The organism is Gardnerella coleohominis, assembly GCF_002896555.1.
Classification (GTDB): Bacteria; Actinomycetota; Actinomycetes; order Actinomycetales; family Bifidobacteriaceae; genus Bifidobacterium; species Bifidobacterium vaginale_F.
The window spans coordinates 125,706-150,607 of the sequence record NZ_MNLH01000002.1 but is presented as its reverse complement, the minus strand read 5'-3'; the positions used below and the strand labels follow the sequence as shown (position 1 = coordinate 150,607).

27 protein-coding genes are annotated in these 24,902 nt (G+C 42.9%); 17 read left to right on the top strand and 10 right to left on the bottom strand.

Annotated features, from left to right (window positions below; all coding sequences use genetic code 11):
* Positions 1 to 72: 72 nt before the first annotated feature.
* On the bottom strand, positions 73 to 438 hold the full coding sequence (locus BFS05_RS06785; protein WP_162861110.1) for a hypothetical protein: 366 nt from the start codon (positions 436 to 438) through the stop codon (positions 73 to 75).
* An 855-nt stretch (positions 439 to 1,293) separates the two neighbouring features.
* Here BFS05_RS06785 and BFS05_RS02435 point away from each other — a divergent pair.
* Positions 1,294 to 2,586 carry an MFS transporter gene (locus BFS05_RS02435; protein WP_009993952.1) on the top strand — a complete coding sequence of 431 codons (1,293 nt, stop codon included), beginning with the start codon at positions 1,294 to 1,296 and terminating at the stop codon, positions 2,584 to 2,586.
* 408 nt (positions 2,587 to 2,994) lie between these two features.
* Here the strand turns inward: BFS05_RS02435 and BFS05_RS06960 are convergent, their stop codons facing one another.
* The gene (locus BFS05_RS06960) at positions 2,995 to 3,117 is read right to left on the bottom strand and encodes a hypothetical protein (RefSeq protein ID WP_255358933.1); all 123 of its coding nucleotides are present in this window, start codon (positions 3,115 to 3,117) and stop codon (positions 2,995 to 2,997) included.
* A gap of 79 nt (positions 3,118 to 3,196) precedes the next feature.
* Here BFS05_RS06960 and BFS05_RS06955 point away from each other — a divergent pair, with 79 nt between their 5' ends.
* From BFS05_RS06955 to mobF, 15 genes are all read left to right on the top strand, one after another.
* Entirely contained in the window at positions 3,197 to 3,745 is a 549-nt protein-coding gene (locus BFS05_RS06955; RefSeq protein ID WP_230454556.1) for a hypothetical protein, read from the top strand.
* Positions 3,746 to 4,308: 563 nt separating this feature from the next.
* A complete protein-coding gene (locus BFS05_RS02420) occupies positions 4,309 to 4,548 on the top strand; it encodes a hypothetical protein (RefSeq protein ID WP_013399326.1) in 240 nt (79 codons plus the stop codon).
* 960 nt (positions 4,549 to 5,508) lie between these two features.
* A complete protein-coding gene (locus BFS05_RS02405; protein ID WP_009994572.1) occupies positions 5,509 to 5,841 on the top strand; it encodes a hypothetical protein in 333 nt (110 codons plus the stop codon).
* An 11-nt stretch (positions 5,842 to 5,852) separates the two neighbouring features.
* Complete coding sequence (locus tag BFS05_RS02400; protein ID WP_013399328.1) at positions 5,853 to 6,320, top strand: single-stranded DNA-binding protein; 468 nt, start codon at positions 5,853 to 5,855, stop codon at positions 6,318 to 6,320.
* Positions 6,321 to 6,435: 115 nt separating this feature from the next.
* Complete coding sequence (locus tag BFS05_RS02395) at positions 6,436 to 6,747, top strand: type II toxin-antitoxin system RelE/ParE family toxin (RefSeq protein WP_009994575.1); 312 nt, start codon at positions 6,436 to 6,438, stop codon at positions 6,745 to 6,747.
* On the top strand, positions 6,741 to 7,097 hold the full coding sequence (locus tag BFS05_RS02390; protein WP_009994576.1) for an addiction module antidote protein: 357 nt from the start codon (positions 6,741 to 6,743) through the stop codon (positions 7,095 to 7,097). The genes BFS05_RS02395 and BFS05_RS02390 overlap by 7 nt, the downstream gene beginning before the upstream one ends.
* 497 nt (positions 7,098 to 7,594) lie before the next feature.
* Complete coding sequence (locus BFS05_RS02385; RefSeq protein WP_009994577.1) at positions 7,595 to 8,155, top strand: hypothetical protein; 561 nt, start codon at positions 7,595 to 7,597, stop codon at positions 8,153 to 8,155.
* Between the two features lie 421 nt (positions 8,156 to 8,576).
* Positions 8,577 to 8,918, top strand: a complete 342-nt coding sequence (locus BFS05_RS06775) for a hypothetical protein (RefSeq protein ID WP_162037913.1) — start codon at positions 8,577 to 8,579, stop codon at positions 8,916 to 8,918.
* A 696-nt stretch (positions 8,919 to 9,614) separates the two neighbouring features.
* Entirely contained in the window at positions 9,615 to 9,950 is a 336-nt protein-coding gene (locus BFS05_RS02375) for a hypothetical protein (RefSeq protein ID WP_009994580.1), read from the top strand.
* Between the two features lie 345 nt (positions 9,951 to 10,295).
* Positions 10,296 to 10,613: a hypothetical protein gene (locus BFS05_RS02370; protein WP_009994582.1), complete on the top strand. Its 318-nt coding sequence runs from the start codon at positions 10,296 to 10,298 to the stop codon at positions 10,611 to 10,613.
* A gap of 59 nt (positions 10,614 to 10,672) precedes the next feature.
* Positions 10,673 to 10,978, top strand: a complete 306-nt coding sequence (locus tag BFS05_RS02365) for a hypothetical protein (protein WP_009994584.1) — start codon at positions 10,673 to 10,675, stop codon at positions 10,976 to 10,978.
* Complete coding sequence (locus BFS05_RS02360; protein WP_016637681.1) at positions 10,953 to 11,501, top strand: DUF6036 family nucleotidyltransferase; 549 nt, start codon at positions 10,953 to 10,955, stop codon at positions 11,499 to 11,501. Before BFS05_RS02365 ends, BFS05_RS02360 begins: the two co-directional genes overlap by 26 nt.
* A 459-nt stretch (positions 11,502 to 11,960) precedes the next feature.
* Complete coding sequence (locus BFS05_RS02355) at positions 11,961 to 12,518, top strand: hypothetical protein (RefSeq protein WP_016637682.1); 558 nt, start codon at positions 11,961 to 11,963, stop codon at positions 12,516 to 12,518.
* 40 nt (positions 12,519 to 12,558) lie between these two features.
* Positions 12,559 to 12,978: a hypothetical protein gene (locus tag BFS05_RS02350; RefSeq protein WP_016637683.1), complete on the top strand. Its 420-nt coding sequence runs from the start codon at positions 12,559 to 12,561 to the stop codon at positions 12,976 to 12,978.
* A 36-nt stretch (positions 12,979 to 13,014) separates the two neighbouring features.
* Complete coding sequence (gene mobF / locus BFS05_RS02345; RefSeq protein ID WP_103084438.1) at positions 13,015 to 14,148, top strand: MobF family relaxase; 1,134 nt, start codon at positions 13,015 to 13,017, stop codon at positions 14,146 to 14,148.
* Here the strand turns inward: mobF and BFS05_RS02340 are convergent.
* From BFS05_RS02340 to BFS05_RS02330, 3 genes are read right to left on the bottom strand one after another with little or no spacing between them, the layout of a single operon-like run.
* The gene (locus BFS05_RS02340) at positions 14,051 to 15,133 is read right to left on the bottom strand and encodes a tetratricopeptide repeat protein (protein ID WP_103084437.1); all 1,083 of its coding nucleotides are present in this window, start codon (positions 15,131 to 15,133) and stop codon (positions 14,051 to 14,053) included. The genes mobF and BFS05_RS02340 overlap by 98 nt on opposite strands.
* A gap of 39 nt (positions 15,134 to 15,172) precedes the next feature.
* On the bottom strand, positions 15,173 to 16,255 hold the full coding sequence (locus tag BFS05_RS02335; RefSeq protein ID WP_258004198.1) for a DUF8094 domain-containing protein: 1,083 nt from the start codon (positions 16,253 to 16,255) through the stop codon (positions 15,173 to 15,175).
* A gap of 6 nt (positions 16,256 to 16,261) precedes the next feature.
* Positions 16,262 to 18,124, bottom strand: coding sequence for a hypothetical protein (locus tag BFS05_RS02330; RefSeq protein WP_103084436.1), 1,863 nt, complete (start codon positions 18,122 to 18,124; stop codon positions 16,262 to 16,264).
* Positions 18,125 to 18,431: 307 nt separating this feature from the next.
* Between BFS05_RS02330 and BFS05_RS02325 the strand changes: the two genes are divergently transcribed.
* On the top strand, positions 18,432 to 19,409 hold the full coding sequence (locus BFS05_RS02325; RefSeq protein WP_103084435.1) for an FKBP-type peptidyl-prolyl cis-trans isomerase: 978 nt from the start codon (positions 18,432 to 18,434) through the stop codon (positions 19,407 to 19,409).
* A 253-nt stretch (positions 19,410 to 19,662) separates the two neighbouring features.
* Here the strand turns inward: BFS05_RS02325 and BFS05_RS02320 are convergent, their stop codons facing one another.
* From BFS05_RS02320 to BFS05_RS02300, 5 genes are all read right to left on the bottom strand, one after another.
* On the bottom strand, positions 19,663 to 20,646 hold the full coding sequence (locus BFS05_RS02320; protein ID WP_103084434.1) for an ABC transporter permease subunit: 984 nt from the start codon (positions 20,644 to 20,646) through the stop codon (positions 19,663 to 19,665).
* The gene (locus BFS05_RS02315; RefSeq protein WP_103084433.1) at positions 20,643 to 21,635 is read right to left on the bottom strand and encodes an ATP-binding cassette domain-containing protein; all 993 of its coding nucleotides are present in this window, start codon (positions 21,633 to 21,635) and stop codon (positions 20,643 to 20,645) included. Before BFS05_RS02315 ends, BFS05_RS02320 begins: the two co-directional genes overlap by 4 nt.
* A 131-nt stretch (positions 21,636 to 21,766) precedes the next feature.
* Positions 21,767 to 22,573, bottom strand: coding sequence for a TrmH family RNA methyltransferase (locus BFS05_RS02310; protein WP_103084432.1), 807 nt, complete (start codon positions 22,571 to 22,573; stop codon positions 21,767 to 21,769).
* A gap of 57 nt (positions 22,574 to 22,630) precedes the next feature.
* Complete coding sequence (locus BFS05_RS02305) at positions 22,631 to 23,479, bottom strand: hypothetical protein (RefSeq protein WP_103084431.1); 849 nt, start codon at positions 23,477 to 23,479, stop codon at positions 22,631 to 22,633.
* Between the two features lie 58 nt (positions 23,480 to 23,537).
* On the bottom strand, positions 23,538 to 24,878 hold the full coding sequence (locus BFS05_RS02300; RefSeq protein ID WP_004105862.1) for a DNA recombination protein RmuC: 1,341 nt from the start codon (positions 24,876 to 24,878) through the stop codon (positions 23,538 to 23,540).
* Between the last annotated feature and the right edge of the window lie 24 nt (positions 24,879 to 24,902).

Here is a 24,902-nt window from a genome sequence, read left to right as displayed (position 1 = left end):
CACACGGGACTATCTCCGTGCAATGGCGTGGCCCCCCACTCTATATTTTCTTCTTCCTCTATTGATTTCTTATTAATCTTTCACACGTAACGGTTCATACTCATGAGTAGAAAAGACACAGCCTTTACCCCTAGTCAACGTGCTTATCTCAACAGTCTTCCAGCTATCAAACACGCGACAGCCACACGAATCTACTACACAAGCCAATTCCACAAAGACGCTGTCCAGCAATACGATAACGGTGTCAGACCGTCTGTTATTTTTGCACAGACTGGAATGCCGTCCACCCTCATCGGGCGCAAAAGGATTGAACGCTGCATCAACAGGCGGGAAAACACCGACTACACACAGTCCGGCATGCCAGAACAAGTACACAAGCAAGTCAGCATATTCCTCGACCAGATGGCGAGCAGAGTTGAGGGTTTTGATTGAAGCCAAGCGTTACACCTTATCCACCAATTCCACAGAAAGAATCCTGACATACGAATAGCCGGACTCTGCCAAACAGTAGGGATATCAGAAAACACGTACTACGAGCTGAGACTGGTAAATAGTTAAGGTCTAATAATGTACTACTAATTTTTATATAAAATTATTCCACAATAAGAGACACACTTGGAAAGAATGCGAATCCTGTATTAGGATTATTTGTATCTTCATAGATGAAGATGCAAATAAGATACAGCATTGTTCTTATGAAGGAGGCAAAGATGAACAAGAATAGCAAGCGCGGCGGAATCAACCCACGACCTCGACCATATCCTCATATGATTTAGGCATAATTTATCCGCACATATTCACACCAAAGGTTAATAATGAACATGACTTCGTACGAAGAAATGTTTGATGAGTATGTGAAATAAAGTGCAGCATATTGCGCTTCTCTATTTGAAGCAACAGAATATTTTTTCAAAGCAAATGCTGCACTTGAAGCCACTATCGTCAGTACAAACACAGCGAAAACATCCACCATCCATTCAATACAAGAATATTTCGAGACATGTAAAATATCGCTTATTAAAACAATTGATTTGCTACGGACATTCCAAGAAATACATACGACTATCCCTGGAGAGCAAGTAGAAGTCGATTTCGCACAACAATACTTCTATATAAAGAAAACATTATCTTGCGTCGAGCAGATTATTCAACTCTTTAGCACAGTGCGTGATGACAAGAACCTACAGCAACAGATTTGGGATAACGACGACTTTACAACATACTTCACTACTAGTGCCGATAGCATCTCTCAAGCAATAATTTGGCAATGTAATTTCACGAAACGAGCAAACCTTGACGAATCTATTTAAACCTTACCGCGGATATCTGCGTTTAGCAGCTAGTGATTTTCTTTCTAACTATGCAACTACACTAGCCTCAACTACTATTCAATTATGGCTATTGAACTCACTTTTTATCGGTTTTCAGCAGTCAAGCCATTATTTATCGCTTTACCTCACCCTCACTGCAATAAGTGAATTAGTAGCAGGCCTTTTCTCAGGAGCACTAGCTGAGCATGTAGGAATTTTCAGGACAACAGTTGCTGCATGCTTAGCAAGAATGATTGCGGGATTATGTATTATCGCAATTGTATCGGTATCCTTCTCAACCCCATCTGCTAACAAGTTGCTCCTATTTTGGTGTGTTTGTATACTTGTAATGGTTACGACAGCATGTGATACTTTCTATTTTCCTGCTATTACTTCCTTTGTTAATCGTGTAACAAAAAATGATGATCTTATTAATGTTCTTTCACTTCTTCGCTTTACAAGCCTCATGGGTACATTAGTAGGACCAGCAGTTGCAGGTTTTGCGAGTAGTAAATATTTATACATTCCAATTCTATTTACAGAAACTATCGCATTAGCAGGAATAATAATTTTTATTTATTTTATTTACAAGCATGCAGTTAGAACCGGAATTTATACTTCAGACGTCGCAGATGAAAATCCAGAATATTCTCAAGGCTTTTTGGCAACTTGGGCTAGGGGAATGGCAACATTTGTAAAAAACCAAACGTACAGGACTTTAGCTCCATTTGCAATACTCGAAGCTATCGCATCTACTGGCATAAGCTTTGCTGGAGTCCTCTTATTCTCAATGGTTCTACATAGTGCAGAAGGATATGGCTGGTATTTAAGCGCAATGTCACTTGGGTATGCCCTCAGCTATCTCATCGCGCCAAAAGTGTCCAGCAAAATGTCCTTCTCTATGCTACTCACTCTTTCACATATACTAGTGACTCTTTCTATAATAGGACTGGCATTAGCGCCTAACGCTATAGCAGCAGTCGTGTTTGGTTTCCTTTTTGCTTTCTTCCAAGGAGTAGTAAATCCACCATTCCAAACAGTATTTATTCATGCAGTAGATGATAATCTCGTTGGACAGGTAATGTCTGTATTCATCTCAGTTGTTGCCGCTATAGGAGCAGTAAGCTATCCGCTATGGGATTACGCTTATTCCCACATGACCATTCCATCTCTACATGCAGAGTCAGGAATAATTGTCATAGCTGCTCTTATCCACTTTATACTGGTGCTTATCTGCATATTCGATAAGCGATTGCGTTCAATTAAAGCAGAATAAGATGCAATAAATATTGTAAATACGAGCACAACTACAAGCTGCGCTGTGAAAGTTCACTACAGAAGTTTCACAGCGCAGCTTATTTTTAAATTAGAACGCTTTCAATTCAGACATCTAAGTTAACCGAGTGAACCATACTTTATCTGTCATAGAGTGTTCATTTGTGCCGTGAGCAAATAGCACCAACATCTATATCTAGGATATTTATAACTGATGTCCCGTCTGTAAATTCTTTTGACTAACATCATGAGAATTAAAAGAAATATCAGCACCATACCCGGATCCACTAAAAAGTCTGGGCGGCTATTGTCTCCACGAGTTTCACTCGTGGAGACTGTACTGTTGTGGCGCAGCAAGAATGCTGCCACCGGTCGCCGCCCCCACTTTCTCGTGTTGGTAGCCCAGAGGCTAGCACACCCAGTCCAAAGACCACACGCCAGCCTTGTCACGCCACCCAACAAGCTCACCCCTGCCAGCCCATTCCACAACATGTTCCACGGGCTGACCGGAGTCGAGCCTGGAGCGTCGCACAAGGACTGGGAGTGTTCTTGTGGGTTTACGGGTGTGCCTGCCCTGGAACTACCAACACACAAGGAAAGGATAAAAAAAAATGGTTACCATCAACAGCGACCACACGGTCACACTCCTAATAGGAGAGGTAGAAGCTCTCGTAGCATTCCACAACTACCTAGCAGGCTTTACCACGAAAGGATTGGACGAGAACACACTACGCTACGGTATCCAAGCATTAAGCAGTCTCCTCATCGTGCGTGACATGTTCCTTATTGATAGTTTCCATGGCTGCACCATGCAAGACTTCCTCGATAACGTTGAGCACCCATTCGCTGAGAAAACTGTCCACTATGTGCGTTCAAGCCTCGACCTGGTTTTTAGAGATGACAATTTCACCCTCGACACACGGCGCATCCATCGTGCAATAGCACTGCTGACCACCATGCTGGAACTTAAAGGATTAAGTCAGAGGGAAACTGTCACAGTCTATGGCACACTGTCATACTTGTATTGGCTGAAAAATGACACGACAAACGCTCGTATCACAGCCCAGAAAGCACTCACGATAGACGAGAAGTACGGGCTTGCACGCATCACTACTACAGCGCTCCTTCACCACATCACACCCCACTGGTGCCAGAAGTAAGCAGAGGGTTTGCTGGCAGAAAAAGAAGCGCAACTTTTTCTGCCAGCCCCTGGTGGCTTATCGCAGCCACCCTCCCGCGCGGGGCGCGTCTTACCCCTAGGGCATGCCCTGAACAAAATTCCATAAATTTTAGGGCATTACCCCCAGGAGCAAGCCGCGCTATTACCACGCGAGAAGGGTGGCTACTATGCTTCCATAAGTTCACACAAAGATGTGTGAACCAGCCGCCACCAGCAGGACAAAGAATCTGCCACCACTATCATGGCGGCAGACCCATTATCATCGCATGGAACACCTGCGGTGTACTCTCATTTTTTGCTTTTTATGACGTGTTCTTGACACTTCCCACTCTAAAAAACGGGTCACTTCCGCCAACTTCCCCGCGTCCTCCACTCGCGTTACGGACACGCGCGAAGCTAGGGCCCGCAAGGGGTTGGCTCCAGCGCATTCCGTTTTTGTCCCTTCCAGTGTTCAACAACACGAACGAAAAATAATCACACCAGGGTTTTTATATAAAACCAAACCATAAGAAAAATCATATACAAGTAGAAAGGAAAACAAGAATGAAAATTAACAGCAAGCCAGTCACCGGCACAAGCTTCGCATACGACGGATGCCACAAAATCTACATCTGCGAAAACACACAAGATGAGCAAGACGCGCAAAAAACCGGATACACCATCCACCCCATAAGCGAGCTTGAAAACACATACGAAAACTCGTGCGACCTACGCTTCATCCACAACTGGACACTCGATAAAGACTATGTCTCCCAACTAGAGCCCGCCTTATTCCAAGAATAACCAAAACTACAACAAAGAAAGGTCTTTTATGCTCATTCGTATACTCGCAGCATTCATCCTAATAAATGCACTTATTGCATACAGCGGTCTTGTAACCTACATGGCACATCTCATGCAAGAGAGCGCGAACAAGACACATACGCCAAAAACACGATGGCAAAAACTCACACTCGCACTAATTTTTACCAGTGTGACCGTCTGCGTACTCGTAGAAACACTATCAGACAACCAGACTATACGAACGATTACTCTCGCAGCCTTTGCATTTCTTATCGGCAACTTTTCAGGTGGCATGTATCAAAAAATCAAAACGAGCAACGAAAAGAAAGAACAAGAATGAGTGAACAAGAACGTAAAGTCCGTCTCGTCATCCGTATCACCCACACCATCGATATGAATGACAGTAACGGGTGGACACCACAATTAAGCTTCATCAAAACAAGAGAATCTTAAAAGGAGAATTATCATGGAGTTTACACTAGACAACGGGCAGCGTGACCTTCTATGGCTCGTCTTAGCACCCGCTGCCCCTGCCTTATGCTCACAAATAGGCCACGGCATGCCACAGTGGGCAATCATACTCGCAAGTATCATCTCATGCTGGATCCTCCTTGCTACAGCATACACAGAAACAAATAGATTATGGAAAGACAGCAGTCGAGTACGCAATTGCCAACACCAGACAATTATTCGCGCATGGACAGTACTCTTAAGCGTTCTCGCAGTAACCATAACCCTCGTACTGGCAGCAGCGCTTTATAACAGTTTTCTCCCTACAAACACGCAAACCTTTATTATCTTTAGCTCAATCAGTGTCATCGGTATGATGGTATTCTTTGCCCACTACTACTTCTACCAAGCCTGGATACCAGAAAAACGGGTATCCCTCAAAGAAATAGCAGCCACACACGGAATAGAACCATACACCAGTAACCACAATAAGACGAAAGAAGACTTGCAATGAGTGAACAAGAACGTAAAGTCCGCCTCGTCATCCGTATCACCCACACCGTAGACATGAATGACAGTAACGGGTGGACACCACAATTAAGCTTCATCAAAACCAGTATCCTCACCCCAGAAAAAGCGAAAAACATCGCGGCAATCCTGAACCGTCTTGAAGCATTCCGCGCATCCAAACTCGGAAACACGCAAGGCGTCCTGTGGATCATCAACGCGACCGACACATACGATCTGGACCGTATCACAAGCCAATTCGGACTCGATGAGCTCAAAAACCTACCCGAAGTCTTAAACCCAGTCACAGAAATAAGCCTCAACAACCTCAACTAAAAAGGAGAACAATGATGAAAACGACCATCGCTCAAACTATCGAAGGAAACCTCACCGACAATCACACCTACTTCCCGCCAGCAGACCGTAAACGCGCTATGCTCCAATTGACCATCGCATCACAAAACAGACGCCAGGAAAATGGGCAGTGGGTCGACGGACCAGCAGACTTCATCCAGGTAAAAATATTCGGTAGGTCTGCGGAAATCCTCGAAACCCTATGGAACAATGGGCAACTGGGTAAAGGCATGCCCGTCATTGCGATAGGCCGGTTCGATCCACGCCCATCCGCATGGATAGGCAAAGACGGCAAAGCCCACGCCCAAGTCAGTTTTAATGCTGAAAACCTTACAACCAATATCGCACTGCTCGCTATGCGGCAAAACCGCGACACCACACCTGTAGCTGCTCCAGAACAACCAGCCTCATCAGAGGACGATTGGATGACTGGTTACGACCCAGGTGATATGCCATTCTAAAGGCTGTAGTTTAAGTTAAAGAGTGCGGGTCTCTCTACCTAGAAGAAAGGTAGAGAGACCCGCGCTCTTATTGCTTCAGATTGACAAACTGTAAGAAATATCTTACAATTGATGCGTGAGAATAATAGAAACAGAAGAATTTACAAAATGGCTAGAAAAGCTTAAAAATAGACGAGCTCAACTAGCTATCGGCTCTCGACTCTTCCAGTGGAAAAATGAGAGCATGGTTTTCGGAGACGTTAAAACCATACATGGCGAACTCAAAGAAGCACGATTCCATATCGATGCAGGGTATCGCGTGTATTTCGCCCAAAAACAAGACAAGATAGTTCTCCTTGTCTTTGGTGGAGACAAATCCACACAAGACAAGGATATCAAGAAAGCAGACGCTCTCCTTAAAGACATGAAAGAAGCAGGACAATGGTAAAGACACGAGAATTCGATATTCAAAACTATCTAACCGACCCAGAATCTATCATTTATTTCCTTAATGCGGCATTAGAAGCTAACGATGCGCACTTCTTTACTCAAGCACTAGGCGAAGTAGCAAAATCTGAGGGAATGACAAAGCTTGCGCAGCGTTCCGGAATTCCACGCGAAAGCTTGTATCAAATCCTTTCCGGCAAAGGCAACCCACGTTTAGATACTCTTATGCGTGTTCTTGACAATCTCGGGTTTAGTCTCTCACTACGTCCACTAGAGGAAAACGAAGAGGAAACATCCAAAGATCACAAGAACAAAGAAGGCATAGTATATAAAGAACCTGCATACGCGTAAACACCCTCTAAGGGACCAAAAATCGGGTGGTTGGCTTGTCCTTTGATAGAAAACCAACCACCACCAAAATGGAAATGGTCGACATTACCGCACGTGAGATCGACCATTACTCATATATTCCTGACCTATATATCATGTGGGGCTAATGCCAACCCTTAAAGGGTTGTCTGTATGACACGGGTGCAGCAAAGATGCTGCACCACGGCCGCCCCACATGAGCTTTGTGCGTGCCAGCGCCAAGACAAGCACACACCCACCACAATCCACACACACCACCCCGATAAGGATTCTTGCAGTTCGCGCCAGACACCATCGTTTTTCAGGCTCCCCATGCCTGCAAAAATTGCAGACAGGGAAGCCTTTCCACGGGTGTGGGCGCGCCCCACAAGAACCCATATCATTTTTAGAGGGGTGGCGGAGTGTCTTATGGCAACGGGTTGTGTGCTGCTTAACGCTTGTCACGCACACAGTGACACACATAAGAAAGGACAATTATTATGGGACACTCCAGCATTCTCTACTCGTTCACCAGTGAAAAAGACGCTATCGAAGCACTCAAAAAATATGCCAGCTACGACAACCTCATCGCCACTTTTCTCCAGTCGGTCGATCCCCTTACCCTCGAAAAAGACATAGCCGATGAAGCTGACTATGTTGACTTCATCGACACATGGAACAATCCACGCGATATCGTCGACTTGGAAATACAGTACATGCCATACACGCTTACCAGTAAGAATGACGGTATCGTTCACCTACACGCTGATAGTGAAAAGATGAATAGTCTTGCACATGAAGCTGCGGAAACATTCCACCACGCTGCACGAATCGTAACCGATTACGGGTACATGCCACACTACGGTGCGCACAGTGAGCTAGACAGGCATGTCATGCGTGACTACCGTCGTCTTACACAACCGTATGCGACTACTCGTATTATCATCATGAACCCGTCAAACTTATCATGGACAGTCCTTGAAAGTAGCCTTGACTATCTCGACCCTCACTATCGTGACCTGTACATCATGACTACAGTAACCGGCGACTACCACATCTAAACGCACCGCTATACCACTAGAAGGGTTACCCATTAGGGTAGCCCTTCTTACTTTCTCATCTTGATAGTTTCTCTCACACCCCACACGCTGACATGGCCTTTTCCTTGCATCTATGCACTTAGCTAAGGATTACGCATACGAGGCGCCTCGTGTGGTAAGACAATACTTCCTTCCTTAAAAAATGTGAGTGGCTGTTTACCGCTTAGGCCTTCTTTTGTTTACCGATGAATGCTCGCTGCGCCTAGCGACATATGTCAACCTGTCCGTCGTGTCTTTCACTTACGTTGCAGCCACGCGTGCCAGGTCACGCACCCACAAGGGGTGTGACATATGCCGCCAGTCGTAGCGTGAACCGCAATCATCAACAAAAGAAAACCCAAGCGAAACAACCACTGTTTCACTTTTAACGGAAAGGATTATTATGACTACCACACTCGAAGCACCAGTAACCCGCAACTCCATTAACGTGCACGGCGCTATGGAAGGTGACATCCTCGTCGCAACATGGGGGTATGACCAAACCAACTGGGATTATTACGAAGTCATTCACGTCACCTCTAAAACAGTCACTCTCTTCGACTTGCGCCACCATACGCTGCTCAAGGGTAAGCGCACCCAGCCAGGCTATTACACGAACATTCCAGGCCGGTACGGTGTGCGCATCAATACCTTCAGCAACGCGTACTTCAATCCTGACGACCCTCAAGGCACGCATGCTCGTGAAGACGAGAAACGCTACTGGTCTATCAACATGGGTCACTAAAGCCCTCGTGGTGGAACACTCACGAAAAAGGTGGGTGCTCCACCACCTTTTCATTTCTCTTGTATAAGCCAGCCTACGCTTTCGTGTCGGTTTTCTTCTCACAAGAATGCCCATGACGATAAGCCAAAGACCTGGAACCATGCACTATTAATACGCTCATACAGATGGATATACAAGCACACCCCACAACCGATAGGTTGAGCACACGCATACACGTCTACGCGCTACTGGTAAGAGTGGTGCCAGAAGAATAGTTTCTACACATTCACTCTCCATCACACGTGTATGAGCCGCACCCACCCCTGCACGCATGGAACACAATCTTTTTCTACCACACAATCCTCTGCACTATTATCCTTCGCAAAACCATCAGCTACTCTGCCCGTGTACTTATAAGAGTGAGGAGATTATGCGCATTCAGTAAGAGCGACTGCTCACTCTTTTCCTTTTCATAGCTGGAGCACGTGTTTTCTCTACCCGTGTTTGTTTTACCGATGAATGCTCGCCCTACCAGCGGACGCATGTCAACCCATCCGAGCGTCTCTCAACAATAAATTGTTTCGGCCGCGCGAGCTGGGTCAAGCACCCCGAGGGTGTGAAACGCATCCACCGGCAGGACGTGAAACGCAATCATCAAAACAAACACAACGGGGAAGAGAAAAGCCTCTTCTCCCCACTTTTTGAAAGGAAAACACAATGAGCACCACAATCACTATGCCACAAATCTACAATCCACTCAAAGACTACGGGTACACGCCAATCACTACTTTCTGGGAAGACTTCACCATAGCAGAAGCATTTGGTCTCGACGCTATCGAAGATACTTACCAGCGCGCTTTTAATGAGTGGCACAGCAATTACAAAATGATGACCGAGCTTGTCATGGTGTTGAACAATAAAATCTGGCAATACCATTTCTACAACGAGGATAAAGCACGTGTATACAACGACCTGTATACGACCCTGGCAGCATGGTGCGAAGATAACTTCACAAGCGACCAGCTTGACTACTATTACACCACCACAGACTAAAACCTATAAAAGCACATGGGGTGAAGGATTCATATTCTTCACCCCTATTTCGTATGTACTTGACGACTCAATAGACAGGAATATTGTGTTGCACACGCTAAAGCGTGTACAACCATTCTTTTTCGTATGGAACACCTGCGGTGTACAAAAAATTTTCTTTAAGGTTTGTCAATTTCCTTGACACTTACGATCCTATCGCCACGTTCCTCCACGCAACGCCCGCGATGTCCCTAAAGGTCCACGCGCAGCTTATGCGCTACGTCACTTCACGGCGATATGTCTTCAGTGTTCAAGGAACTTGAACAAAAAAATGTCACAGACACCCCGAGGAAAAGGAGAGATGAAATGTGCACATGGTATGACGGGAGCGACATCGAAAACGTACTCGAAGAATATCCACAATTCAAAGATTGGTTCGACGCGCACCACACCATTGACGAAATTGACTGCTTTACCGTGTGCGATGTCGAAGAATGGTTTGAAGACTTTAGCGAGACGTGGATAACTCCCAAACTTGCCCAGCATAGTGAGCTTCCTTATTCGCTTCTCTATCACAGTATCGATATTGAACTTCTTGCCCAGAATTGTTCCGAAGTTGAAGACGGTGGCAGAGCATTCACCTTCGATAAGGCAAGCGGCTTATGCCTATGCCTAGCATACTAAAAGTTTGTGTGTTGTCCGATTAGAATAAGAATCAGGTAATACACAGAAGGAGACGACACATGCACACGTGGTACGAGTATATGATTCAAGCAAGTAAGAATAGCGAACGAGATGGGGATTTATGGTTCCGCTACCTGTACAAAGTTATTCAAGACAATGGCACGAAACTCACCAGTGATGATGTCACACGGTTACTCAACAGCACCGTGCTGACTCCCTTCCAAAAAATAACATTGCAAGACGCACTCACTGACGGCACACACACAAGAGAGCACGTGCTCCAAGCGAATCGTAAAGCACAACCAAAAAATATTCTGCAACTTTTCAAAGAAGGACGTTATGGACAAGACACCACTGTTCGCTGAACTCAATGACAATCTTGCGAACGAAAATATCACACTCGAAATTATTTGTGCTGGTGGTTTCGTTCTTGAGTATTACAATCTTCGAGGCACGCAAGACGTTGATGCCTTCTATACAGAAAATGAAAAAATCAGAAACATAATTCAACAGGTCGGTGAGAAATATAACGCGAACGAGCCAGATGAATTATGGCTTAATAATTCTGTTGCGAACATGAACCGCATCCCACCGCGCAAAATTTGCACTCCTGTTTTTCAATTCTCTCATCTTACCGTGCTCATGCCGCCGCTTGATTATATCCTTGGTATGAAACTAGAAAGTGGCAGAGAAAGAGACAAACACGATAGCGCTGAAATTATTCGCAGGCTCAAACTCACATCAGTAAAACAAGCACAAGATACTCTCCACAGTTACGGATTCCATACAGACTTATCACTCTTGCTCGAATCCTTTGAAGAAGCCTACGGCATGAACTGGCTCGCTGACTACATGGCACAGCACATGAATGAACTCGACGAACTGTAAAAACAAAAATCTTATTTTGCCTCGACTTAGTAAACAAGTCGAGGCAATTTTCTTTTATCCCTATAAAATTTTTGCTCGTGTTTTGCTTGGCTCTGTGGTTTCTTGTGCGCGTGATTTTCCGTGGCACTGTTTTCATAAAAAGGTTCTAGGGTTCTTCAAAAATTTTTCTTCTCTTTTATGAAAAATTCTTCTAAGAATTTTTCATAAAATCACTCCACACTTTAACCCATTTTTTCTTAAAACTATCCACAGATTTTTCTTCAGAAACATAAAAATAAAAGTTTTTTAATTTTAAGGAACCAATGCACCCTTCGGGTGTTTTTATTGGCTCACGCCAATAATTTCAAGGCTTTAAGAGTTTTAAGGCGTTATATAACGCCTTTGAGATTTTCTTTATATCAAAGAAAACTTTTTTACTTTCTCATTATTAAGTAGGTACAGGTAGAGAAAGGAGGACTAATGAGCACTTTAGGAGAGAAAATGGAACCTATTACTCGTCAGTGTGAACGCTGTAACAAATCATTCACTATCACTGATAAGCGCGCAAAGCATAAGAAGTTTTGTAGTGGCTACTGCCGTGTAATGGCATGCAAAGAACGCACTCAGCGTCTTCGCGATCAGGCGCGCGATTATGCGTATGCTCAACTCACTCTCAAAGATTATGAAAGAGAAAAAGATTTCAAAGCTTTACGTGAACATGTTGAGCAGTTAGAAGCACAAGCCCTCGCCGATAGAGAGTTCATCTCTCTCCTTGAAATCACACTGCCACGTATGATTTCTACAGGCTACCTGACTATCAATGAGAACAGCACCATGGCATCATACTGGATGAATACGCTCAAAGAATCAGATGTGGATTGGGACAAATTATTAAAACCAGTTCCCATCTCTTTTATTGACAAGCCATCGCTAGAAATTCAGAATGAAACGGCAACACTTCTTCAAGAGCAGCAAGAATACGAACAGAATACACAGCCTGTTCAGTTCGATAATGATGCTGATTATTTGCCATGGTAGACAATACAATAATAAAATTTTGATTAAGGAGTAACAGATTATGGTTCTCAATTTTGATGAAGAGATTGCCCGCTATAAGCAGGAGTTGGAAAGCAAGATTAAAACTCTGGAAGCTCAACGCTCAGCATTTAACACGCACAAAAAGAAGCTTACCCAGATTGCTACTCGAATCGAAAAATCTATGCGTGATTACCAAGACGCGTACGATGAGCTTATCGCATCAGGGGTAAGTACTATGGAAGCTAAAGCGAATAATATTGATAGCCTCTATAACCTAACCCAGAAGATTCGTACAAGCATGAAGGATACTACGATTCTACAGGATGAGGTAGAAACCACTCCTACCACGCACGAGAGAATTGATTCTCAAAGCTCCACAATGACTATATCCAGCGTGTCTCCAGCAAAAGAGAATCCTACGCAACCTGAAACTGATTTCATTCCCGGATATTCCAATTAGAAATCACATCTCACCGACGCAGGAGGGTTACCCATTATGAGTATGACAGTGAAATTTATCCACGCAGGATTTGCTCAATATCTCGAGGATGCAGTCAATGACACGATGCGACTGCAAAAAAGTGGTGGCGCTTCTGGCTACTACACTCATGAGGGTAATCCTCCAGGCAGGTGGCTTGGTAGCGGACTACAACTCGTGAACCACACGAGTGGAGATATCGTTGGCAAGAATGAGCTCTACTCTCTCATCGAGAAAATGGAAAACCCTGTCACAGGTCAAAAGCTTGCGCCTCATATTAGTGTGAAGCTTGCTGACCCACGCAACCCTAGAAGTCATTCTACCGTGACAAGCATTGATGCCACTTTTGCAGCTCCTAAAAGTTTTAGCTTGTACTGGATTCTTGCTGACGAACCCACACGAAATGAACTTGATCATATATGGAATAAAGCATTAGAGGAAGCAATACACCAGTTAGAGGAAAAAGGATGCTATGGACGTGTAGGACATGGAGGCACCGCTAATGTGAAGCTTACTGGTTTTGCCATAGCAGCCTACGATCATTACACCAACCGTAATGGCGAAGCCAACTACCATACACACGCTGTCATCAGTAATATTGCATTGCGGGAAGATGGTAAAGCAGTCGCACTGGATGGCCAGACTCTTCTCGCGGTTAAAGAGTCTATCAACGTGTACCATTCCCAAATTTTACGCGATATGCTACGGCGTGATATGGGGATTGAATGGGAGCAGCGACATAGCATTATAAATCCTAAAACTAAAGTCTGGGAGATGAAACAAATCCCTGACGAGCTCATACGAGCAACCAGTAGTAGAAGTTTTGCTATTGAACAAAAGCTTAATAGGCTCACACAAGAATTTATTGCGGCTAATGGGCGCGAACCTACTCGCAGAGAGCTGTCCCGATTAGAGAAAAAAGCATGGGCTACCACGAGACGTCACAAGACTGAAGACCCAGAGGCCCATGGTTCAAATCCATGCCCCGCTACTAAAGCCGGGAATCACACAAATTTCTCACGATTGTTGTGGTTCTCGGCTTTTTCTTATCTTATTAATAAAGCAAAATTGAGAGTCTGCGACGAGCACGCTTCAAACGCTCATCATCAGCAGGCAACATTGCAAAATATTCCAACATTCTGGCACGAATAGTATCCGCATCAGATTTATGCCCTTCTGCTAAGAAATCAAGCAATCTGCCAAAAGCATCATCAATATGACCGTCAATCATATCTACATCAGCAACTGCTAACTGAGCGTCAACAGATCCAGGATTATCTCCAGCAGCTTTACGAACTTCAGCAACGTTCGTATTAACATTGCGAGCCAAAAGCAATGCTTTAGCATGTTCACGGGAAGCCAACAAATCATGTGGATCTGCTTCAACTAGCTTCTCATACTCACGTGCAGCTGCTTCATAATCCCCTTGCTTAGCCAATTCATGAGCACGAGCGTGAGCAGGAGGAATATTTTCCGAATCATTCGCATCTTCTGAATTCGCAAATTCTTCCGATTTTCCAAAATTATCAGAATTTCCAGCATTACCAGAAGCATTACCAGAAGCATCAGCAGAATTATCAGCAGAATCCGAAGCATTATTATCCATATACGGAGCCGTTCCAGCAACACCTGATTGTTCCGCAACTTGCACAAGCTTTGGCAAAATAACAGTGCAAATCTGCTGCATTTCCTCATCAGTTGGCAAACCTTGAACAATCGGCATAGGCCTTCCAGCAACTAAACCATACACAGCAGGAAAATCTTGAGCGCGCAAAGCCTGTGCAATTGAAGGAGAATCATCTACATCAATTCGCGCAAGTTGCATACGGCCGTCAAGTGAATTAACCGCATCTGCCAATTTAGAAGCAACGTCATAACAAGCTTCATCATTTGACTGCCAAAGCAAAAGAATAATAGGGAAACTTACAGACGTTTGCACCATAGCTTGGAACGACTGATCGTTTACATCAATAACATATCCACCAGCTTTTGGTGCACTAGGAACACTTCCACCAGCAGCCAACTTTTCTGACTGCTTTGCTTGAGCTTCAACCCTACGTTTTACACCTTCTAAATCCACTGCTCCAGCAAGCGAAAACATGCCAGGATTCATACCTTGTGCATTCTCATTCACCATATTTGCCTCGTTTTCATATAACAGCTATTTTACTTTTAACTAAAGTGCTTCTACCTTAATAGGCTGACGCTCGGCACCAACAGGAGTAATTTTCATATTTGAACCAGCAGGAGGTATAACAAGCGCGATTACATTCACATAAGTAACCCGCATGGTACTTTTTGGATTAGAATTGCCGAAAAGCGCTTTTTCTTCATCTGAAGCAGGACGCGATTCCCTTCCTTCCCCAGCTTTACGAATCCATACCGAATCAATCCTAGCAACTACTAAATCACTGCCATCGGTTGAACGCATTACGCTAATAACGTCTGCAGAAGGAGTAAAAGTTTGATTTTGCGTGCCCTTATTACGTTCCATTCCTTCCTGAACTGTTTTTGAAAGCTCAGTTAACTTTTGACGTAAATAATCATTAGAAAAACGTTTAGCAAATTTACTATTATCATTATTTTGCAAAACATCAGCATATGCGGCAACTGCATCACGCGGAGTCATAATCAACCCCGAATCGTTTTCTTTGCCCATTGAAGAGCCTATAGAAGGTACAGCAAATTTAGGCAAATGAACGCCTGGGAATAATCGCGCAACAGCCCACAATTTGTAATTCGTACGAGCACGATCTTGTCTAAATACTAGAAGTCTCTTAGATTGCTGATCTTTAGTCGTAGTAGTAATAGTCATGACATCGCGTGGCCATGAAGAATTAGTTGGAACAATCGTCTGAGCTACTTCTCTAGGAATAGTGGTTTTAGGATCCAACTTGCCTATTTTTTTAGCTACTGTTAATTCACTTGTACGCACATCTAGCGCAGGTCCGCTTAAATATTCATCTAAGCCATCAACATTTTTCTCATCGTTTGCGCGCTCAAGAGCACACAAAACACGAAAACGTATGTCTTTCTCCTTAATCATTGTTAAATCAGGCTGCTCTTTAGAAGTCTGACTTTCTACAGGCTTAGGAACTTGACCATCGCACGCAGATAAGCATAAAACTGGGCTCAAAACTAATGAAGAAGCAAGAGCTGAAGTAACCGTTCTAAAAAACGCTTTACTCACAATATTTTTAGATATATTTTTAGATATATTTCCATATGTATTGTTATTAACTTGTTTTTTATTACGCATACTCAACTACTCCCCATCATTTTCTGATGAATTGCGGCTTCTACGCTTATTTCTTAATCGGTAATTATCTTTTCTGTATTTAACGAAAGTACGTCGATTATTTCGATTATTCCTTTGATTCTGATTGTCTGAATCATTATTTGAAGAACTAGTATTGCTTGTATTCACGCTATTATTGCGCTTATCTTCACCAGTGTTGCGCTTATCTTCGCTAGTGTTATTTTGCCTTGAGCTATTGTATTTTCTAGAAGGCCACTGAATTTTCTTATCGCGCTTACGGGAATTATTTTTTGACCTGTATTGCGAGCCATCTTTGACGCTATTTTTATTCCTTGAAGAAACATCATCAGATTCAGACTCAGATTCAGACTTATCGTCTAAAGCATCGCCATTATCTTCATCATTGTCGTTATCGTCGGTTCCACCATTGCCGCCATTACCGCTATTGCCGTCATTCAGATTATTGCTACCGTTATTGCCATTTTGTATAACAGATAAATCAGCATTATTAACTAATTTACGAACAGCATCCTTACCGATAACAGCATTTTCACCTGTTTCTTCCTCCCCAGAAAAGTCAGTATTAGAATCCTCATAAGTTTCCTGAGCAAAACGAGCAAAGTAAGATTGCAATTCATCCCTACTTATAACTTTCGTTTCATCATTAAAATCATGTGGATTAATGTTCTCAGAAGACTTTTTAGCCCCACTAGTTCCACTAGCTCCACTAGCACCATTATTTTCACTATTAAGAGAAGAATTATCAGCACTAATCACAACTGAATACTTCAAATCATCTTGTTTATCCGCGCTAATTTCATTATTCCTCTTACCCTTACGAGCATGAGCACCATGACGCGCATGAGAACCAGATGATTTCTTCTTTCGCCGCGAACCAAACAATTCAACAAAAGTACCAGCAAACGCTTCTGAAATACTAACTTCTTCACGCTTATTTTCAGATTCCAAGGCTCCCGATCTGCTTGCAACAAAGCGCTTATTACGCCTTTTATGAGGCGCCATTGAGAATAAGGTTGCAGAAAGCACTGCCATAACAATAAATAAAGCTCCAATAAAATACAAAGGAGTTGCAAAATTAGGAACAGAATGCCTGCGCCAACGCATTTCAATATACGCATTCTTTGAGTTATCTCCTAAATCAATAAGAAATACTCTTTTAGACAATTGCGAGCGCAAAGCACTAGTGTTATCTGATGAATTTGTACGTCCACTTTTCTGGCTTATTGAGGCTTCGACTCCATCTGCATCCCGCTTACCTGACTCAGTATGCATATATACGCCAGAACGAGATTGAATAAAATCTGAAAGATTAACAGATAATCTTGCTATACCTGCTTGGCAAGATCTTTGCTCCCACAAGTCTGAATTCTCAAAGGAAACATCCTTATTTTTATTAGACGCATCTGAAGCAGAATCCTTAGAATCAGATTTGCTCTTACTTACATTTGATGACGAATCATTATTTGAATTAGGATCCTTATCACCCTCAGCATCTTGAGGTATAGAAGAAAGTTTATTCCAATCTTTCAAACCCGTAATTCTTTGAACAGGATACCCCGATACCCATCCTCGCGCGTCTTTCGCTAAAGCCGATGCAATACAAACAGGCTTATGCGTACCTTCTACAGCAACATCGATTCGCACATGATTATCAACCATATTCATAACGCCAGGATCAGTCATAATATAACGTTTACCTACTATGTGACCATATGCGTTTATAACTGGATCTGGCTTCCAGATAGTTGAATTAAGTACGCCTAAAACAATACTCACTATGGCAAGCGCAACAAAAAGAGGAGCTACAATCCCACGCATGATCTTAGCGCGCATTGTTACTTTTTGCATAAATACTCTTTTCTTTCGTTATTGCTTTACAAAATTGCCATATCGTTTCTATTTTACTATCTTTTCGTATTATGTGTATTTTTTGCTTGTTATATTACTTATCTCAAGTTTTAAAATCCCAATATTAAGACTTAAAATACCAATATTTTACACATATTTTGCAAGTATTAATTTATGCTACACGACTCACTCAATATATAAATATCTTCAATTAATTTTATTTATTTTCTCTAAAATTTTGTAGACATAACATATTACGAATCAAATTTATTACATAAAATCAATATCACGCTGTAGTGTGAAGCCTATGAAGAAAACTAATATACAAAAATCTTTGATTACACGCGCTGTAGCAATTTTTAGCGCAGTCGTAATGTGTGCAGGATTAGCATCCTGCGGAGAGAATAATAATAGCCAATCCGATTCTAAGGCAGACGCAGCAGGAATGCACGTGATGTCAGGCGTAGAGGCCAAAGGAACCCTAGGTAAAATGCCTGAGGTTACTTTAAAGACTCCACTTAATTTCGAGAAGAATTCCTATGCTATTTTGCAAAAGGGAAACGGAAAAGCAATTAACGAAGGCGACCGTGTTTGCACACAGGGAACTGTTTATTCTGCTAAAGATGGCAAAAAAATAATGAGCACTTGGGATAAGCCTAATGGTCAAGATTGCTCTTTGGTAATTAAAAAGAATTATACGAGTCCTCAATATTATGCTCTGCTTAAAGGTAGAAAAATAAATAGCACTATTGCTTTTGGTATAAAAGGCGAGGGTAAGAATCCTTCTTACGTAATAGTTTTGACGATTGTTTCTACTCAAAAATCTTTAACTAAAGCAGAAGGTAAAGCAGTTACCGATATTCCAGCAAATTTGCCGAAAGTAACTCTTGATAAATCTGGAGCCCCAAGCTTAGATAAAAATAACTACGTGCCAGACGGAAAGCTTGTTTCTCAAACTTTGATTGAAGGAACTGGCAAAGAGGTGAGCGCGAAAAGCACAGTCAGCGCTCATTACTCTGGATGGACTACAGATAAGGACGGCAAGCTACACCAGTTTGATTCATCATGGACACGCGGAACACCTGCAGATTTCTCACTCGACGGACAGGTAATCCCAGGATGGACTAAAGGTTTAGCTGGTAAGAAAGTGGGATCCCGAGTTCTTTTGGTAATTCCACCAGAAGATGGTTACGGTAAGGAAGACAAGAAGGATGCGCAAGGAAAAGTAACGATTCCTGCGAACTCCACACTGTACTTTGTGGTAGACATTCTTTATGCTTCTTGATTTTTCTACTCATAGTTTTAAAATTAGCAGTGGAATGATTCTTTGGTAACTTATTAGTTACTAGATAGTTCTAAAATAAAACCAGAAAAAAGTTGAGGTATCTTAAGAAATTCTTAGGATACCTCAATTTTTATATCTTTTATATCTTTATATCTTTTATATTTTTATAAAACAATTAATAATCAAGCTTAATAATCAAGCTTATGTAATTTTATGATTCATAACGCATAAGCATGATGAAATTAAATTGTTTTTAAATATCGCGATGACTTTCAATTAAGTGGCCGATTACATACATAATCACGGCCCAAGCAAGAACCACTAAGCCTGATTGCCACCATGTGAAAACAACTGCGTCTGGCGGAAGTTGTGGGCCCGAATTAGCAGAACTTCCTAAGAATTGACTCACAGCATTGGCTGGCAAAATCTGCATAAGTATTGAAGTCCACTTCGCGAAATTGCTCGCAATCATAATAACGCTAACAACTGTAGGCAAAATCATCACGGCTCCAATAACGCACATAATTCCGCCAGCAGTTGACTTGCAAATCATGCCGAAACCGTACGCCATTGCTGCCACAACAACCATGATTGCAGGAGATCCAAGAAGCAGAATAAGAGGCAATTTCCACACGTTGCTTCCAGATAATCCAGAAACATTATCTCCTACAAAAGCTAATTCTGCAGCAGCTAACGAAACTGTCATTGCAATAAGTTGGGCTACAAAAACGTAGATTGCAACAGCAATAAACTTAGCCGTAAAGAGCACACCCCTTTTAGGTACAGCCGTAAGAGAAGCCTGAATTGAAGTCGTAGAATGTTCCGCGGTTATAGCAAGCACTGCAAAAATCGCCAAAACAATCAAAGATATAGAAGCAAAACTAATAACTAAGCGGAAAATGCTTTCTTGAGATGCAATAAGGTCACTTTTACCGCTCGGTCCAACAGTAATCGCAGCACTTGATCTACCTTGACTTGCTCCATTCTTAATGTCAGCTTTAGACATTGCTTTCTGCACAAGCGCGATAATAAAACTAAAAATTACTGGCAAAACAATTGTTAATGCCATGCACCACCATGTTGAGGCAAGTCCACGCAGCTTAACAATTTCAGATTTAAGCGTGTGCATAAATGTAAGGCGTAAGTGCTGAGCGTTCATGCTTCTTCCGGTTTTATAAGAGCTGCTTGCTGCTGGATTAACAGATTGATTAACAGATTGATTAATTTGCCCACTCATTTCCTGCTCCCTCCATATACATATTGCGATCCAGTCACAGAAGTAGTATTTGGCAATGCTTTTGTTACGTACTGCTCTTGGCCGTGTGTAAGAGCCAAATATGCTTCCTCAAGCGACGCATGCTCTTGATTTAGCTGATATACCAAAATCTGATTATCTGCAATTTCTCGAGCAAGCTGATTGAGCTCGCATCCTGTTATTCTAAGAAGCTCGCCTCCTTGAGCATCTTGAGGAGTGCGATTATCTGGCAAAATCCTGCATTCAGGATGATTTTGTGTAAGCACTTGCTTTAGTTTTTCGCCTTCAGGTGTCACAAGTCTCACAGCGTGCTGCGAATGTGCATCAACAAAATCTTTAACTGTTGTACGCTCCAAAATTTCGCCATGCGCAATAATCACAAGGTTATCTGCAGTAAGAGCAACCTCGCTCATTAGGTGAGAGCTAAGAAGTATTGCACGACCTTGGCTTGCGTAATATCTGCATAATTCACGAACCCACTTAACGCCTTCTGGATCCAAACCATTAATCGGCTCGTCAAGTATGAGATTGTGTGGATCTGCTAAAAGAGCTGCAGCAATAGAAAGACGCTGGCTCATACCAAGCGAGAAGGAGCCTGCCTTACGTTTTTTTACGCTAGTTAAACCAGTAATATCAATGACTTCATCTACACGTTTCTTTGATATTCCGTGAGTTAAAGCCAATGCGTATAAGTGATTGTAAGCCGTACGACCTCTATGAGCGGACTTTGCATCAAGTACTGCTCCAACTTCTGTCATTGGAGACGAGATCTGCTTATATGACTTGCCGTCAACCAAAACAATACCGTTATCAGGATGAATAAGCTCAAGCGCACAACGCATAGAGGTAGATTTGCCAGCACCATTAGGCCCTAAGAAGCCTGTAACTTTGCCGTCTTCGGCGACAAAAGAAACGTCTTCAAGCGCTGTTTTTGCGCCAAAACGTTTTGTAATATGTTTGAATTCTAACATATTACAATATTATCACTATTAAAAAAAAATACACATTTTATGTAAGTGTTTATGAGTACAAACTACTACGTTTTGTAATGCAATCGTTTGTTTGCGATTGTTTGTTTATATTTGCTTGTTTGTAGCTTGTATCAGCAATTTGGTGCTGCATGTTGCGCAATCCACGCGTGCATGGAAACAGCCGCAGCAGCTCCTGCATTTAGTGAGCGAACAGAGCCGAATTGCGAAATATAAACAACGTCATCCGCCATTTCTAGCGCTTTTTTAGAAAGCCCCGGCCCTTCTGCACCAAAAAGCATAAGGCAACGTTTAGGGAACTTGTAGTTTTCCATAGCAACTGCGCCTGGAATAATATCGAGCGCTATAACGCGAGCGTTTTTAGCGTCTTGTTCCTTAATATTTGCGATTTTTTCGGCTTCTTTATTGCCTTCTGCTTGCGCTTTAAGCAAAAGTTGATGCGCTTCTTCTGTTTCTCGTGCTATATTTTCGCGCCAATTAGTTACTAGAGTTTCAATAGTTGGGCAGCACTCAACGTATTGGTAAAGCTCAGTCATTAACGAGCCTTTACGATTCCATTTATGAGGCCCTACAATATACACTTTTTTCGCAGTAAATGCGTTTGCGGTGCGAACCATAGAGCCTATGTTGAAATCGTGAGTCCAATTTTCTACAGCTACTTCAAACTCGTGGCGTCCTTTAGAATCGAGATCCGCTTTTATAGCTTCTACTTTCCAGTATCGGTAGCGGTCTAGGACGTTGCGCTGGTCACCTTCGTCTAGTAATTCAGCGCTAAACCGCGCATCATAATTTGGCGATTCTGGATTATCTGGACGAGGCTCACCTGGATGCTCTTCTTCCCACGAGCCAACTCCTATAGGTCGGAATTCTGGCTCATCGGAAGCTTTTGCAGCCAAAGTAATTGGATTCGGTTCGTGCATGTGTGAGTTTTGCTCCGTTTAATACTTTTACTTAGTATTGGCAGCTAGTAATTGCAGCTAGTCTTGGCAGCCGTCAGTTGCGCAGTCACCTGTGCAACCTGACTTGCAGTGACCACCACAGCAGTTATCCTCGCAACATGGCTCAGTGCAACCATCGTTAGCGCAATCACCCGTGCACTCTACTTTGCAATGGCCACCGCAGCAATTGTCTTCACAGCAAGGCTCAGTGCAACCATCATGAGCACAATCACCCGTGCATTTAACCTCGCAATGACCACCACAGCAGTTGTCATTGCAGCAATCGTCGTGATCTGCATCTGCACGTAATTCTTCTTCATCGAAAGCTTGAACAAATGCCATTTTAGTACTCTCCTCACTTATTGGATTTACTAATTGAAGATGCCTTGTGCCTTGTTCGTCGGCGTCAACACCACCAATTAATGCAACTATAGCAAGAATTTGCGCGCCTTGCTGATTAACAATGCCAAAATCAAGACTTAATTCATTGCCGTGTCGTAAAGTCACAAGCGAAGAAGTTTGAACATACGATTTTTCAGAAAGCCAAGAGTCAAGTAACAATACTCGCTTGCCTTTAACTGACGGACCTTTTGTTGCAGGAAAAACAAAATCCATAACGAAGCCGTCGAGTGCAATTCCTTTACGTTCTGCAGCATGAATAAGCGCAAAAACCATAGGCACTGCAGCAGCAGTTAACGCACCAATAGCGTCAACATCGCGTTCTAACGAATACCCAGCTTTCTCAATTGCATCAAAAAGAACATCACCAACCAGCTTAGAGCCGCGCTGAACAAATGTAACAGAAAACAGTTCACTAAATGGTTTCGCACTCATATCCGCACAAAGCATGCGCTTAAGTTCCGCGCGTTCCTCTTGTAATTCCGTCATTATTACACTCCTTAGCGTTTAGAGTTCTTCAATTTTTGATGCTTTGATGTTTTTATGCTTAACGATCTTCTACTGATACTTCCGGAGCGCTCAGCTCTTTAACATCAGCTTTATCAGAATCTATAAGATCTATTGAAGCAATAACTTTACTTTGGTCTAACTTCTGAAGTTTACGCGCTGTTACCAACACTCGCGACTCAAGCGAAGAAGCAAACTTATTGTAAGCTGCAACTGTTCTTGCCAAAGATACGCCAAGTTTTGAAGCATTTTCTCCAAGAACTGCAAAGCGATCGTACAATTCTCGAGATAAATCGAAAAGTTCTTTTGCATCATCTGTAAGACTTTGCTGCTGCCATGCGTACGCAACAGACTTAAGCACAGCCCACAAAGTAACTGGCGAAGTGAGTGCTACTTTTTGCGCAAAAGCATCATCCATAAGCGTTGGATCCGCTTCAAGAGCCGCCTGAAGCAACGCTTCGTTTGGAATAAATGCAACTACAAAATCTGGTGCTGTTTCAAAAGCCTGCCAATACGCTTTAGCTCCCAATACTCTAACGTGCTCTCGCAAAGCCTTAGCATGCGCTTTTAGAAGCTCGCTCCTTCTAGCTAATTCTTCGTCACTTGCATTATCTGGGATTTCGCAAGCACGCTGATAATCCGCATACGGAACTTTTGCATCAACTGGAATTGTTTTGCCTCCTGGCAGATGCACAACCATATCTGGCCTCTGCTGTTCGCCATTTACTCCCGTTACAACAACCTGCGTATCAAAATCAACATGCTCAAGCAAACCCGCAGATTCCACAATATTCTTTAGTTGAGCCTCACCCCAAGCTCCGCGAACCTTATTATTTCGCAATGCTGCAGAAAGCGAACTTGTTTCGCGGTCAAGCCTTGTTTGCTGCTCACTTAAGCCTTTAAGCTGAGTGCTCAGCACACCCATTTCTTGCTTACGCCCTTCTTCAATCTGCGAAACTTTATTCTTCAATGCTTCGAGATTGTCTTTTACTGGAGCAAGCGCTTCCAAAACTTTACCTTGCTCTTTCAAAGTTTTCTCACGATTTAACCGTTCGCGTTCTTCTCGCTCTGCTCGCAATTGTTCTTCGCGATTCACTCGCAATTGCTCTGCCTGCTGCGCCTTAGCAAGTTCTGCTTCAACAAACTTTAATCGCTCAGCAAGCTGCTCTGCTTGCGTGCGATACCGTATGGCTTGATTGCCATTTTCTTGAGCTTGAGCGCGCGCTTGTTCATACTGCGAGCGCAATTCGTTAAATTCGCGCTGGTTTACGCCATTAGCGCCTTGCGTTCCAGAGTTGTGCTTAACAATAGCCAGCACAACAATGGCGGTTATTACAACAGCAACCACCATTAAAACAAACATCACAATATTATCGAACATACGTTCTATTAAACACTATTGAGT